The organism is Myxococcales bacterium, assembly GCA_022563535.1.
In the GTDB taxonomy this organism is placed as follows: Bacteria; Myxococcota_A; UBA9160; order UBA9160; family UBA4427; genus DUBZ01.
This window is the reverse complement of sequence record JADFNE010000018.1, coordinates 63,618-77,216: the sequence shown is the minus strand read 5'-3', so window position 1 is coordinate 77,216 and position 13,599 is coordinate 63,618. Positions and strand designations below refer to the sequence as shown.

General features: G+C 59.5%; 11 protein-coding genes. 1 reads left to right on the top strand and 10 read right to left on the bottom strand.

All coding sequences use genetic code 11. From position 1 onward, the window contains the following. Positions 1 to 363: 363 nt before the first annotated feature. From IH881_08105 to IH881_08095, 3 genes are all read right to left on the bottom strand, one after another. Complete coding sequence (locus tag IH881_08105; GenBank protein MCH7867648.1) at positions 364 to 1,749, bottom strand: diguanylate cyclase; 1,386 nt, start codon at positions 1,747 to 1,749, stop codon at positions 364 to 366. 186 nt (positions 1,750 to 1,935) lie between these two features. Continuing rightward, complete coding sequence (locus IH881_08100) at positions 1,936 to 3,423, bottom strand: hypothetical protein (GenBank protein ID MCH7867647.1); 1,488 nt, start codon at positions 3,421 to 3,423, stop codon at positions 1,936 to 1,938. Positions 3,424 to 3,469: 46 nt separating this feature from the next. After that, positions 3,470 to 4,807 (bottom strand): DUF1329 domain-containing protein, encoded by a 1,338-nt coding sequence (locus IH881_08095; protein ID MCH7867646.1) that lies wholly within the window; start codon positions 4,805 to 4,807, stop codon positions 3,470 to 3,472. A gap of 247 nt (positions 4,808 to 5,054) precedes the next feature. Here IH881_08095 and IH881_08090 point away from each other — a divergent pair, with 247 nt between their 5' ends. Next, positions 5,055 to 5,711 carry a hypothetical protein gene (locus tag IH881_08090; GenBank protein MCH7867645.1) on the top strand — a complete coding sequence of 219 codons (657 nt, stop codon included), beginning with the start codon at positions 5,055 to 5,057 and terminating at the stop codon, positions 5,709 to 5,711. Positions 5,712 to 5,737: 26 nt separating this feature from the next. On the opposite strand, the gene IH881_08085 is transcribed toward IH881_08090, so the two are convergent. From IH881_08085 to argB, 7 genes are all read right to left on the bottom strand, one after another. Then, the gene (locus IH881_08085; GenBank protein MCH7867644.1) at positions 5,738 to 6,946 is read right to left on the bottom strand and encodes an argininosuccinate synthase; all 1,209 of its coding nucleotides are present in this window, start codon (positions 6,944 to 6,946) and stop codon (positions 5,738 to 5,740) included. 89 nt (positions 6,947 to 7,035) lie between these two features. Further along, positions 7,036 to 8,013, bottom strand: coding sequence for a PAS domain-containing protein (locus IH881_08080; GenBank protein ID MCH7867643.1), 978 nt, complete (start codon positions 8,011 to 8,013; stop codon positions 7,036 to 7,038). 42 nt (positions 8,014 to 8,055) lie between these two features. After that, positions 8,056 to 8,646, bottom strand: coding sequence for a hypothetical protein (locus IH881_08075; GenBank protein MCH7867642.1), 591 nt, complete (start codon positions 8,644 to 8,646; stop codon positions 8,056 to 8,058). A gap of 10 nt (positions 8,647 to 8,656) precedes the next feature. Then, positions 8,657 to 10,228 (bottom strand): molecular chaperone DnaK, encoded by a 1,572-nt coding sequence (dnaK, locus tag IH881_08070; protein MCH7867641.1) that lies wholly within the window; start codon positions 10,226 to 10,228, stop codon positions 8,657 to 8,659. Between the two features lie 22 nt (positions 10,229 to 10,250). Next, complete coding sequence (locus tag IH881_08065) at positions 10,251 to 11,414, bottom strand: DnaJ domain-containing protein (GenBank protein ID MCH7867640.1); 1,164 nt, start codon at positions 11,412 to 11,414, stop codon at positions 10,251 to 10,253. Positions 11,415 to 11,704: 290 nt separating this feature from the next. Further along, on the bottom strand, positions 11,705 to 12,640 hold the full coding sequence (gene argF, locus IH881_08060; protein MCH7867639.1) for an ornithine carbamoyltransferase: 936 nt from the start codon (positions 12,638 to 12,640) through the stop codon (positions 11,705 to 11,707). Positions 12,641 to 12,667: 27 nt separating this feature from the next. Beyond that, positions 12,668 to 13,522, bottom strand: a complete 855-nt coding sequence (gene argB, locus IH881_08055; GenBank protein MCH7867638.1) for an acetylglutamate kinase — start codon at positions 13,520 to 13,522, stop codon at positions 12,668 to 12,670. Positions 13,523 to 13,599: the final 77 nt, after the last annotated feature.

Sequence of the window (13,599 nt, the reverse complement as noted above, 5' to 3'; positions counted from 1 at the left end):
ATCGTTTTCGATGAGGCACCTGGCCCCGCCCAACCCGCTTGGCCCCAGCCCCTTCGCGCGGCCCGCCATGCCCAGAGGTCATGCGCTTCTGCAAGACATAGTCAGCGAGTTCGAGCTGCTTGATTACCGCCATGCCTTGACTATAGCATGGACCATAGCTATTATCAACCTAATAATGCGTCAGATAAACAAAATAAACACAACCACAACCCGCAAACTTTCATTCACCCCCTGTCCGCGCTACCGCTATATCCGCCAACAACTACCACCTCCGAAACCACCCTTCCCCTCATCGCCCAAATGGCAACACGCTCAGTAGAGCAGGGGCCCCCGAGTCTCATCCCCAAAGCCTCGACTCAAAATTCAGACCGAAAGTTCATTCGCAGAGCAAACCCGATTGCGCCCCAACGACTTGGCTCTATACATGGCCTTGTCTGACGCATCGAGCAGCGCGTCGCGCTCGCTTCCATGCTGGGGAAAGGTCCCTACCCCGAGACTGATGGTGAGTCGCAGGGAGCCGCCGCGGCTGGCCTCGAATACGTGTTCCTCGACGGTGCGACGGATTCGATCTGCGATCGCGAGCGCCTCGTCGTGGTCGGTGTCTACGAGTAGGATTGTGAACTCGTCGCCGCCGTAGCGTGCCAGGGTGTCTACGTCTCGCACGCATTGCATGAGCACCTGACTCAGGCTGCGCAGAACCTGCGAACCCACCAGGTGGCCGTGGCGATCGTTGACCAGTTTGAAGCGGTCCAGATCGAGGAAGAGTACGGAGAGTGGGCTTTTGTAGCGGCCGGCGCGGCGGATCTCGTTATCGGTCGTTGCCAGCAGGTAGCGCGCGTTGTAGACCTCCGTGACATCGTCGATGAAGGCGCGCTCCTTGGCGTTCTGGTAGCGCTCACAGTTGACCAGCGCCGTCACGGCGTAGCCGACGACGACCTTCACGAGTTCGATTTCGTTTGTCTCGAACTGCCGTCCGTCCTCCAGCAGCCACAACTCCCCGGATTCAGAAGTTTGCCCCTTCAGTGGAATCAGCAGCAGTCGCTCCGCCGAGATGCCGACTCTTCGCAGGGCATCCAGATACGGACCGCTGTCGAGGATCTCGACCTCTTCGCTCGCAGGTTGGCTACGGGCCTTTTCTTCGAGCAGCAGGTCTCGGAGGGGCAAGGACTCACTTTCCCCAAGCCCGCGAAATGCAACTGCGTCACTCATCGGAACCGACTCGAGCTGAAAAACCGCACCGCCACGATTGCGCGAGAGCAACTCGAGAATGATGTCGAGGGCCACGGTGTACACTCTTCCGGGCTCGAGACATGACATCAGGCGACGGCACTGTTCGAGGACATGCAGGGAAGTCTTCAAGCCGCTGATTTCTCGAACCTGTTGAATGCTTTCGAGCAGCCGACCCATTGCATGACGGGTTGCCCGGACTGAGCTGGTCCTGGGAATCACCCCGATCAGCCAGCCCTCCCTCAAATCGTCTTCTTCGTCCAGATAGTCGTCGGCGAGGAGTGCGAGATCGACCTCCGGATGGATGCGTCGCAACCGCTCGGCGAACTGCCACGCAGGGAGGTCCTCGAGTTGCTTGTCGAACAGCACAACCGATACACGCTCGCGGCCGAGTTGTTCGAACGCAGCTTCAGCGGAACCGCAGATGAGCAGAGAATCCTCGGAAGCCGACGCGAGTTTCACGTGTTCGTGAATCCTCGGGTCGTCGCTCACGAGCAGCAGAATCGGATCTGGCTGAGTCATCGCTCCATCTTCGCTAGCGGGGGTGGTCATGGATCGTAATGGCGGGGGGACTCATCAATTCAGAATCGGCCTCAACGTCAGCAACCTTGAGGGAGACGGCCACAGTGGGTAAAACCCTTATATATCGAGTAATTTGGGGCGCAGTAGCCATTCGCAGCAGAATAGCATTCTCGTCGCAGACTCGATTCAGGAGGCCTCCGATTCCCTGTGACGCGGCACCGGGAGGACTTGGGTCCATTCGTAGCCAGAATCGATGCTTCGCAAGATGCGGCCCCCCTGGCCCACGATGATGCCCTTGCGGCCGCCGGGAGCAAAGTCGAGATCGCGCATGAACGTATAGATCGCAGGCAGCGTACCCACTGGAGGTTCGCTCCAGGTCATGCCCCTGTCGCTCGACACCCTCATCAGCCCCTTCTCGCCGATCGCAATGGCGCGACCGGGGACGCTCCGCACCGAGAACAACCCCTGCTTTCGGTCGATCGTTCGATAACTCCAGGACCTTCCACCGTCAGCGGAATGGAGAATCACGCCACCGAGTCCGGAGATCAGGCCCTGTTTCGCATCGCTGAATCGCACCGTAAACAGAATTGGATTTTGCAAGACGCTCACCGCGACGCCCGGCGTGTCGTGCAAGCGTCCCTGCAAATAGCGCGCGAGAAATTGAGGATCGTCTTCGAGATAGTCTTCGAAATCCCATGGCGGCTGTCCTCGAAATCGAATTCGATCCGACGGCACTCCGGCGTCTTCGAGAATGCTTCGCACATCCTGAGCCCGGGCCTCGAGGATCTCGAACAACTCGGAAGGATCTTCTTCTCTTCCGAAGTCGCGAATTTCGTCGGCACTGGCCAGGCCCGCCACGGCGACGTTGAGATGGGCTTCATCCTTGACCTGCAGGGCAAATTCTTGCAGGCGCGAAACGTGCTCGTCACTTACTTCCAACACGTTGTAGTCGACCGGGACCGGATCCATCTCGACCGACCCTTCGACCTTGCTCTTGACCCAGTTCTCACCCCGGTCCTCCGAATAGTAGATGTACCCGAACTCTCCAATCAGCCAACAATCGCTTGCTGGCGCGGGCAGACAGTAGATGTCGTTGATGCTGACATCGTCGTAGACGACTTCCCCGTTGCGAACTTTTTCCTGTTCCGTTTGGGTCAGCCATACGAACTGCGGGTGAAACTCGCTGACCCGGAAGGAACGATCCTCCCAAGAGCGTCCGCCGTCCCGGGTGCGAATGCGCGTACCCCACTCGCCCACCACCCACGCGGTATTCGCGTCGATCGCCGTGACGGCGAAAAGATGAGTTCCTTCCTTTTGCTTCAGGTTCGACTGCTCAGTCCAGGTCCGCCCACCGTCCTCGGTACGAAGAATCAGCCCGCGTTGCCCTACTGCCCAGCCGTTTGACGCGTCGGCCATGGAAACGTTGTAGAGGGAGGCTCGTGTTCCGGTATTTCCCTGGCGCCAGGTTTCGCCGCCGTCTTCGGTCCAATAGGCGGCGCCGTAGTACCCCACGGCGACAGCGTGCGCTTCGTCGAACATGGATACCGAGTAGAGGTCGTCATAGATGCGAATCGTGTCGCCAGCGTCCGAAAAATCGATGCTGATATCGTGGCAGCCCAACACAGCAATCAGCGCACTCGACGCGAGCGTTAGCAGCCTGCAGTGACGAGACATGCTGAGCACTTCCTCGAAGTAACGGCGCCTGGCCTCCAGCTTGGGCTCAGCGCCCCTTGGTCAGGCGCCCAATGTCGATGTATCGCCGAATCTTGCCCTTGCTCTTGAAGGGCGAGCCGTTGGCGTCCCAGAACTCGATGCGATTTCCCGTGCCGGTCTGTACGTTGGCAATAATGTCACTGATGATCCGCTGGTCCAGCGGCTTCTCGACGCCCTCCCAACCACCATACCAATCTGGCGTCAACTCGTCTTCGCTCCAGCGCTTGTTGTGCCAGATAATCTTCCACAACTCTTCCTTCTGATCGTAGGCGAACGAATAGAGTGCGTTGAGGGTGTCCTTGTCGATGTAGATGTCTTTGTGGTGATAAGGGTGATCGGCGTTGTTGGGAGTGAAGCGCACCTTCACGGCGTGCCGCATCTCCCAGCGATCGTCCGCGAACGACAATCCGTAGGGACCGAAGTTGTGATTTCGGTCGTAGGGGAAGGCTTTCACCTTGGTGTTGGACGGAGCGAGAATGTCCATCTCACCCAAACACTCCCAGGTGTACTGGGTCACGATGCCGGCAAAGCTGTTGAGATCGTCAAAGGTAAAATCAGTGCCCGAGATCGAGTCCGTGCGTTGGGCCGTGGAGATGCGCCGCACCCGACGCAGGGTCGGGAGATAGACCCAGGTATCGTCGTTCTTCGCCTCGCTGGTGGGTCGGTCGGCGCTCTTGTAGCGATAGCTCATGAGCATGATGCCCCGGGCATCGAAGGGTGCCGAGACCTCGATCCCGAACGCATTCTTGCGCTTTTCCCCTCGGAAGATGTCGCCGGCCTGCTTGTCGTAGGCGGGCTCGACCCGGTGGGACAGAATGACCACCCTGCCGTCGCCCTCGTAGTAAAGGGGAAGCTCTTCGCCGCGGTCCCAATACGAATAGAAGAACGACGCAGTATTCCCCGCCCCGTTCCAACGGTAGTCGAAGTTCCACATGATCTTCGTTCCCGCCTGGGGGTCGCCAAGGCAATCGATGTCTTCCATCGGAAAGGGCTCGCCATTGACGTAGTTTTCGAGGCTATTGCCCGGGCCGATGCGCGAATCGCCTTTGTTCCTGATGGTTTTGGATTGGAAAGCGTCAGCCTGACTGTAGTCGCGGTAGAACGGACCGATCTCGAGTTGCATCCCGGGGTAGAAGAAGAAGTCGCGATTGTTCCAGAAGTCCTCCGGGAGAAACTGCCTGACCGCATCGATGCGTTCGAAGTCGATCACATCGCCTTCCTTGAAAGTCGGCCCGGCGCCGCCGGCGTCTTCTTGCGCGACGGCGGTCGCCGTCGATAACGCGCATATCAAGCTGAGGGTCAAGGCGGAGATCCGCGTGTGCCTGAGCAAGAACCATTTCACCATTCAGCTTCTCTCCCGCCGCAGCCCCGTGTCCAAAGGGGCGATTAACAATTCCGACCCGCCATCGTGCCAACACTGCCGATCGAGCGGGATGATATTGCGATTCGCGAGCCGAAGACACACCCAGAGCCCTGTATTCTCCATCTGACACGGTACTCGGACTCATTTTTCATCCCTTCCTCTGCGCGGATGATGTAGAACCTCTCCAAGAGCATGCCCTGGCCGCCACGACGAGGAGAGACCCAAAGCGATGATTCTTGGACGACACAGGCTGCGGAGCATGCTTTGGCTGCCCTGTGTGCTGACGTTGCTGGCTTCGCCCACCGCCGCTTTCGCCGACGATTGGGACGACGAGGGTGAGAGCTTTTACTTCGATGGCTCGAGTTACTTCTCGATCGGCTACAGCTACCTCGCCGAAGCGACCTCGCGTCAGATCGGGCAGCCATCAAAGGGCAAGGGCTTCCACACCGTCGCGGCCGGGGTCAAGCACGCCGAAGGTCTCAACGCGGTGTTGGGCAAGCGCATTTGGGAATACATCGCCATCGAATCCCAATTCGAATACGCCGATGGCTTTCGCTTTGTCGATACCGACGGCGACACCTTCAAGCTCAAGGTCTACACGACGACCGTGAACGCGAAGATCTTTCCCCTGCACAACGTCCTGAACGGGTTCAACGAAGGTCGGCTTCAGCCACATCTACTCACCGGGCTCGGCTTGATGGTGACGAAGGATCTGGACATCAAAACTGGAGCCGCGCTCGCCTTTCGCGCGGGAGGCGGCATCGACTACTTCGTCAGTGATCGATGGGCGGTAAATTTCAAGACCTCGTACGTGATTCCGGTCGGACTACTCAAGGGACTGCGGTTCGTCTCGACGTCGATTGGGCTTTCGTACCAACTCGAGTAGCGAAGGCGTCAGATTGGGATCGACCGCTACGAGCTGTCCCGTTCCCGCACCAGCCGCAGGCCCTGAAGCTGAATGAACCCCGTCGCGTCGGTCTGGTCGTACGCCCCACCGTCTTCCTCGAAGGTCACCAATTTCTCCGAATACAGTGAAAGTGGCGATTGCCGCCCGCTTACGATCACGTTTCCCTTGAAGAGTTTGAGTCGCACCTCTCCCGTAACGTTCACCTGGGTCGCGTCGATCGTTGCGCGCATGACGTCCATTTCCGGCGAGAACCAGAAGCCGTTGTAAATCAGTTCTGCAAAGCGGGGGGCCTGTCGATCTCGATCGTGCATCACTTCGCGATCGAGGGTGATGGACTCCAGGGCGCGATGCGCCACGTGCAATACCGTGCTGCCCGGGGTTTCGTAGACCCCGCGAGACTTCAATCCGACAAATCGATTCTCGACCATGTCGACCCGCCCCACTCCGTGCGCACCCGCCAGTACGTTGAGCCGCGTGAGCAGTTCCGCCGCAGTCAGCAGCTCTCCGTCGATCGAAACCGCCCGCCCCTGTTCGAAACCCAGAATGATCTCCGTGGCTTCGTCGGGGGCGTCCTCGATGGATGACGTGAGAACGAACATATCTTCGTCGGGTGCTCGCCAGGGATCTTCGAGGATCCCGCCCTCGAATGAGATGTGCATCATGTTTCGGTCCATCGAATACGGCTTTTCGACGCTGGCAGTGATCGGAATGTCGAATTTCTCGGCATATGCGATGCAGTCCGCTCGAGATCGCAAGTTCCACTCCCGCCAGGGAGCGATGCAGCGAATCTCGGGTGCCAATGCGCGGAACGTCAGCTCGAATCGCACCTGATCGTTGCCCTTTCCGGTCGCGCCGTGAGCCACTGCATCACATCCCGTGGTCTTGGCGACCTCGATCTGGTGCTTGGCGATGACGGGCCGCGCAAGTGCCGTCCCCAACAAGTAGACGCCCTCGTAGATCGCGTTGCCGCGGATGGCCTCGAACACGTAGTCAGAGACGAATTCCTCTCGCAGGTCCTTGATCACGCAGTCGATCGCGCCGCTGGCCTTCGCCTTCTCCGGCAGGCCGTCGAGTTCTTCTTGCTGGCCTACGTCTGCGCAATAGGCCACGACTTCACAGCCGTACTCTTCGATCAGCCAGCGCAAGATGACGGAGGTATCGAGACCGCCGCTATAGGCGAGGCAAACTCTCTTGACGGAATCTTTGGCTGGCATGGCGCAACGTCCTCCGGGCTTGGGAGGCCGGAGTGTACCCGCTCATCTGACGATTTCAGCACCCGCGATTCTTGCGGTCACTGCGGGGGTCAGTTCGGCGCGCTCGCAAGTCGAATGGAGGTAACGCGACCCGCGGGTGGCTCGACCACGGTCACGATCTCGGCGTCCAGCGCCGACACGATCTCACGGACCATTCTCGTGTATTCGCCGGGATCGCTCCCAGCTTTTGCATCGGGATTCGAGATCTGGTGGGGATCCGTGACCGAGATCAGCACACCGGACCCGAGCGCCCCGCCGGTGTCCCGGGCCAGCAAGCTGATCGAGCTGCCCGCAGGCGCCTGCGCGAGTCGCTGCCGCAACAGGCGCACCAGCAATGTTTCGAGCATGGTCGCGTCGCCGACCGCTCGGGACACCCCCGGATTGATCAAGAGGGACAATTCCACCTTTGCACGCTCGAATTCGGCCAGCAGGCGTGACTCAACCTGACGCAAGACGTGGCTTGGCTGCAGGAAGTCGTCGATCGCTTTGGGTCCCGATCCACCCCCGATCAGACGGTGCAGCTCTCCACTCCACTTGCGGGCCCGTCGCAGGGCGACGGCTCCGCGTTCGAGCACTTCGACAAAATGTTCATCACGGGGTCCGGTGGACGCTTCGAGGAGTTCTTCGAGGCAGGCCATGGTCTCGTCGAGAGGTTCCTGGATCTCGCGATGGAAGTCGAGCAGGCGCGAGTCGAGGGTCGGTTCATCGGTCAGCAGGATCACGACTCCGACTCGACTTTCCTCCGCGTGAATCGGCGAAGCCAAGGCGAGGTAGCCGCGACCAGCCTCGCGAATGCGAAAGTTGACCGACTCGCCCTTTGAGCAGACTTCGGCCACGGAGGCGAGAACGGCTTCGCGACCGCCCCCTGCAAACAAAGACGCCAGGGGTTCGCCGTGAGGCGACTCACCGTTGACGGTCAACTGCCTGACGAAGGCATCGTTGGCAAACACGACCCTGCCCTCGGGGTCGCCCACCAACAGTGGCGTGTTCAGGAAGTTGAGCAGCGATTGCCCCTGGGCGTCGCTCATGACTGTATCTCCACCAGGCTCATGGCTGTATCTCCACCAGGCTCACGGCTGCATCCTCACGATCCCCACTTCGATCAATTTCTTGGTGGTGCGCAGCGCATCGAAGGAATCCATTCCAGATACTGCCATCAAGTCTTCCAAAGACGTCACACCGTCCACCATCGAGAGCAAGAAGCCTGCGTTTTTTGGCAAATTGAACTTGGTGATCTCAGCCGGATCTGTAGACATCTTGGGGACGCTCGCAAGATCGCCGACGAACTCGCGATAGGTCACGTACAGACTGCCGCGCACGAGTTCGATGGTGGCTTCGAGTTCGAGACAGTACTCGTTGTTTTCGGCGGCGCGTTGCAACAACTCGAGAGACTCCTCAAGCTGCGACCCAGCGATCAATTGACGGGCTTCTCGAATGACGACTTGTTGTGCCGTCTCCTCGGGATATCCAGCGCTGTCTTGCGCTCGCGGGAAGTCCCGGCGATCAGCACTCTCGATAAAGTCGAGGGCCTCTTCGTTCTGAGGGTCTACCGCCAGTACCTTGCGCCACGCGCGAATCGCGTTCTCGGTTTCTCCATCGCCGTATGCATCGAGTCCCTGCTTCAACCAGAGCGCTATTTCTTCTGTACTTTCATCGGCCATCGGCTCGGCGCTACCCCTTGAGTTCGACCTCGTACAGCTCGTTCTCTTCGATGATCTGACTGATCTCCTCATCGGAGAGCGTGCCCGTGGCGTTGACCGTGATCGACTGTTCCTTGCCCGTCGCCATGTCGCGCGCTGAAGCGCTGACGATCCCGTTGGCATCGATGTCGAAGTTGACCTCGATTTCGGGCTCGCCCTTGGCTGCGGGTCGGATGCCCGAAAGGACAAATTCTCCGAGCAGATCGTTTTCGAGGGCGATGTCGCTCTCGCCCTGCAGCACGCGAATCTTCACTGCCGACTGATCGTCCCGAGTCGTTGTGAAAACATGCGCCTTGCTCACGGGTACCGTTGTATTGCGCTCGATCAACCGAGCGAAGTGCCCACCGAAGGTACCGATGCCGAGAGAAAGCGGCGTCACGTCCAGCAACAGGACGTTGTCCTCTTCGTCGACCAGTGACGACCCCTGAATCGCCGCACCCAAGGCCACGACTTCGTCGGGGTTCACGCCCTTGTGAGGCCGCTTGCCGAAGTACTCGGTGACCAGGTTCTGCACCAAAGGCATGCGAGTCTGACCGCCGACGAGCACGATCTGATCGATATCTTCCGCAGTGAGACCCGCGTCCTGTACGCATTGCTCCACGTGCTTCAGGGTGCCTCGAACGATATCGTCGACCAATCCCTCCAAGGTGGCGCGGTCCAACTCGTAGTTGAGGTGCCGCGGACCCTGGGCATCGCTTGCGATGAACGGAAGATTGATCTCCGTGCTCTCGCGAATCGAGAGATCGCACTTGGCCTTCTCCGCCGCGTCCTTGAGCCGCTGCAGCGCCATGGTGTCCGAGCGCAGATCAATGCCTTCGTTCGCCTGGAACCAGTCGACCAGATGAGCCACCACTCGGCGATCGAAATCTTCGCCGCCCAGGAAGGTATTTCCCGCGGTAGCCAGCACTTCGACTACACCGTCTGACATTTCGAGGATCGAGATGTCGAAGGTGCCGCCGCCGAGGTCGTAGACCGCGATCTTCTCGTCGCCTTGCCGACCCATTCCGTAGGCCAGTGCTGCCGCAGTCGGCTCGTTGATGATGCGCAGTACCTCGAGTCCGGCGATCTTGCCCGCGTCCTTGGTGCTCTGGCGCTGGGTATCGTTGAAGTAAGCGGGCACGGTGATGACCGCGTCCTGAACCGGCTCGCCGAGATACTCCTCTGCGACGCGCTTCATCTCACGCAAGATGATTCCGGCGATCTCCGGGCAGGTAAAGGTCTTGCTGCCGACCTTGATCCGCGGATCGTCGTTGGGTCCGCGCACGATCTCGTACGGACACAGGTCGATTGAATGTTGCGTTTCGGGGGAGTCGAAGCGTCGACCGATCAGGCGCTTCGAAGCGTAGACCGTATCCTTCGAATTCGTGATGGCCTGACGCTTGGCGAGATGGCCCACAAGGCGCTTGCCGTCCTGGGAAATCGCAAACATCGACGGTGTCGTCCGATATCCCCCGGTATTCGGCACCACGGCCGGTTGACCGTTGTCCACAACCGCGACACACGAATTCGTGGTTCCCAGATCGATTCCAATAACGCGACCCATATCTTCCTCCGTTCGCCGAAAATCAGCGACGTTTTACACGCAGCGTATCCAACATCTTGCGCGCTTCGAGATCGCTCGAATTCAGTTCGAGCGCCTTGTTCAACTCGGACACAGCGTGCCCCTTATTCCCGCACAACAAGTGCACACCTGCCCGTGTCCTGCGATAACCACCATTGGCCGGATCCAGCTCGATCGCCCGCGAGCAGTACTCTTCCGCGCGCTGGGTATCTTCGAGTTCGACATAGACCCGGGCCGCGAGAATGTTCGTCTTGGCATCGTTGGGTCGGTACAGCAGGATCTCTTCGGCCAACCGCCGACCCTCGCGCTTCTCGGCATCGCAGAAGCCAGCCTTGGTATTGCTGAGCAATGCTTCGATGCGTTCGACCGCAACCTTTGCCTGCACCTCTCCCAGCGTCCGCTTGTATTCGCGATTGAAGGGATCAAATGCCACGGCGAGACGCAAATTGGACGCTGCTTCCTCCAGGCGACCCATGACCTCTGATTGCTTCGCGGACCTGAACAGCGCTTCGCCCTTTGAGTTCCTGTCTTTGCGCAGGGCATCGGGCACCCGAAACGGCATCCGCTGGCGAAGTCGCTCGGCAGGAGTCATGGGGCCCTGGCTCTTTCCAGCCTTGGCTGAGGCAGCCTCGGGATTATTCAGTGCTTCGACGTGAATTTCTGCGGTCAACGTCGCCTGGAATTCCTTGCGGCTCGCCGGATCGGAGAGCAACTCGTAGGCTTCGGACACGCGCTTGAAGATGAGGTGCAACCTCTCGCCGTAGTGACCCACGTTCTTTCGGAAGAAGCGATCGGGATGAAACCGCTTCGACAGGGCAAAGTATGCGCGCTTGATGTCGCGCATTTCTGCGGAAGTATCAACGCCGAGCACTTCGAAGTAGTTCAACTCGAGCTTTTGCTCGAACTCGAGAATTTCGCGCTGGATTGTTTCATCGAGATCGAGTTCGGCGTCGATCAGCGACTCGTCAACGGGGCCCTGCACCTTGCGCTTGCTCGCAGGTTCGGGGATCGCACCCTCGCGTCGCTTGACCCGAGGTGCCCTTCCGTCGATATCGATCAGCCCCTGATAGAGCCATTCTTCGATGCAAACATCGACTTCGCCGGAGGTAAGCCCACCGAATTCTCGCAGCAACTTCCACGATGTCTGTCCGTCGATTCTCGAGAGCAAGAATCCCTCCGCTGGCGACAATTTGAGTGCTGTTGGATCACAATCGGACGTGAGACGAGGAAATCGACCGAGATCCTCTTCTGACACATCGCTTTCCAGCATCCACCAGTCTCCCCGATGGCCAGGCACTCGCCCTGCCCACCGCCTTTCATCGGTGTGTCGACTGCAAACAATGAGCAGATCCGAGGATTCGGAGCGCCTGAAACGACTCTCACGGGCGTCCGAGAACAGACGTTCGATTCTTCCCGGGCGATGAAAATCGGTCTGGAGTGGAATTGAGACGCGCGGAATCAGCCCATCACGCGTTCGAGAATCGCTTTCTGGGCGTGGAGCCGGTTCTCGGCCTGGTCGTAGACCAGGCTGCGGGGACCGTCTAGCACCTCGTCGGTGATCTCCTCGCCGCGGTGGGCGGGCATACAGTGCATCACCCAGGCCTCGGGACAACACTCGAGAAGGCTGCTGTTCACCTGATAGGAGGCGAAGATCTTGCGGCGAAGCTCGGCTTCGTCCTCCTGGCCCATGCTCGTCCAGGTGTCGGTGTAGACGAAATCAGCACCGATAACGGCTTCTCGGGCGTCCTCCGTCCAGGTGATCTCGGCACCACTGGTCTTGGAGAGCTTTGCCGCCTGCTCCCAGATTCTCGGAGAAATCGTGTGGCTCGCGGGGGTGGCGAGTTGCACGCGAAAACCGAGCACCGCCGCCACCAGTACCAGCGAATGCGCAACATTGTTGCCGTCTCCCAGATAGGCCAGGGTCGATTGTCGAGGGTCCTTCTTTTCGCTCATGGTCAGCACGTCCGCCATCGCCTGACACGGGTGGAGGAAGTCGGTCAATCCGTTGATCACCGGAATGCTCGCCTCCCGGGCGAGTTGCTCGACCAGGCTGTGACTAAAGGTCCGCGCCATGATTCCGTGGACCCAGCGCGACAGCGCTCGAGCGACGTCCTCGGGTGATTCTCGTGTGCCGATGCCGACCTGCTCCGGGCGCAGCAAGATCGCGTGTCCCCCGAGTTGGGTCATGCCGGCTTCGAAAGTGACGTGGGTCCGCAGGGACGGTTTTTCGAAGTACATCGCAAGGGTGCGTCCCTGGAGGGACTGCACACTCTCACCCAGGTGATGGAGTCGCTTGAGCTGCCGCGCGCGCGCGAGCAACTCGAGCAATTCGTCGGCACTCCAGTCGGCCACCGAAATGAAGCCGCGATGTCGATCTGTAATGGTTTCGCTCATGGTTCCGTTACTGCCTTCTTCCCGCTGTCATGGAACCAGCAGGGTTCCGACGCCGGCGTCGTCGGTAAATATTTCCAGGAGTACGGCGTGGAGCACCCGTCCATCTACGATATGGGTTCGCGCAACGCCCTGGGAAAGCGCCCGTGTGCAGCACTCCACCTTGGGAATCATGCCTTCGCGAATCGTCCCCTCGTCGATATGCTTCCGCGCCTCTTCGACCGAGAGCTGACTCATGCGCTGCCCCTGCCGGTCCATGACTCCATCGACATCGGTCAACAAGATCAGTTTTTCCGCCTGCAGAGCCCCGGCGATTGCGCCGGCGGCCTCATCGGCATTGACGTTGTACGTCAGTCCATTTTGATCCGCGCCGATCGGGGCGACGACCGGTATGAACCCTGCCCCCGCCACTGCCTCGATCACCCCGGAATCGACCGTCACCATCTCACCGACTCGACCCAGGCTCTGGCCGTCAACCCGTTTTTCCCGGACCCGCAGCAGGGCGCCATCGCTACCGGTGAGCCCCACCGCCGACGCACCGGCTTGCTGCATCAATTCGACGATTTCGCGATTGACCGTGCCCCCGAGAACCATCTCGACGATTTCCATGGTTTCGTCGTCGGTGACCCGGAGTCCGCCGACAAACTTCGACTTCTTGCCGAATCGATCAAGGGTGGCGGCAATCTGGGGACCGCCACCGTGCACGATGACCGGGCGAACGCCGATATGCTTTAGCAGCACGACGTCGGTTGCGAAGGATCGCCGCAATTCGAGGTCGGTCATCGCGTGGCCACCGTACTTGATGACGATGGTCTTCCCGACGAAGCGTTGCATGTAGGGCAACGCCTCGATCAGTACCTTGGCTTTGTCGACCAGTTCTTCCATGAATTCACTCGCGGTTGTGTTCTAGCGCGCTCGCAAAAACGCCCACCATCGCCTTAGGGTTTCGCTGTAAATGACTG

Excerpts from the sequence above, each read along its gene's own strand:
- IH881_08105 (MCH7867648.1), bottom strand. The coding sequence starts at position 1,749 with ATGACTCAGCCAGATCCGATTCTGCTGCTCGTGAGCGACGACCCGAGG.
- IH881_08100 (MCH7867647.1), bottom strand. The coding sequence starts at position 3,423 with ATGTCTCGTCACTGCAGGCTGCTAACGCTCGCGTCGAGTGCGCTGATT.
- IH881_08095 (MCH7867646.1), bottom strand. The coding sequence starts at position 4,807 with ATGGTGAAATGGTTCTTGCTCAGGCACACGCGGATCTCCGCCTTGACC.
- IH881_08090 (MCH7867645.1), top strand. The coding sequence starts at position 5,055 with ATGATTCTTGGACGACACAGGCTGCGGAGCATGCTTTGGCTGCCCTGT.
- IH881_08085 (MCH7867644.1), bottom strand. The coding sequence starts at position 6,946 with ATGCCAGCCAAAGATTCCGTCAAGAGAGTTTGCCTCGCCTATAGCGGC.
- IH881_08080 (MCH7867643.1), bottom strand. The coding sequence starts at position 8,013 with ATGAGCGACGCCCAGGGGCAATCGCTGCTCAACTTCCTGAACACGCCA.
- IH881_08075 (MCH7867642.1), bottom strand. The coding sequence starts at position 8,646 with ATGGCCGATGAAAGTACAGAAGAAATAGCGCTCTGGTTGAAGCAGGGA.
- dnaK (MCH7867641.1), bottom strand. The coding sequence starts at position 10,228 with ATGGGTCGCGTTATTGGAATCGATCTGGGAACCACGAATTCGTGTGTC.
- argF (MCH7867639.1), bottom strand. The coding sequence starts at position 12,640 with ATGAGCGAAACCATTACAGATCGACATCGCGGCTTCATTTCGGTGGCC.
- argB (MCH7867638.1), bottom strand. The coding sequence starts at position 13,522 with ATGGAAGAACTGGTCGACAAAGCCAAGGTACTGATCGAGGCGTTGCCC.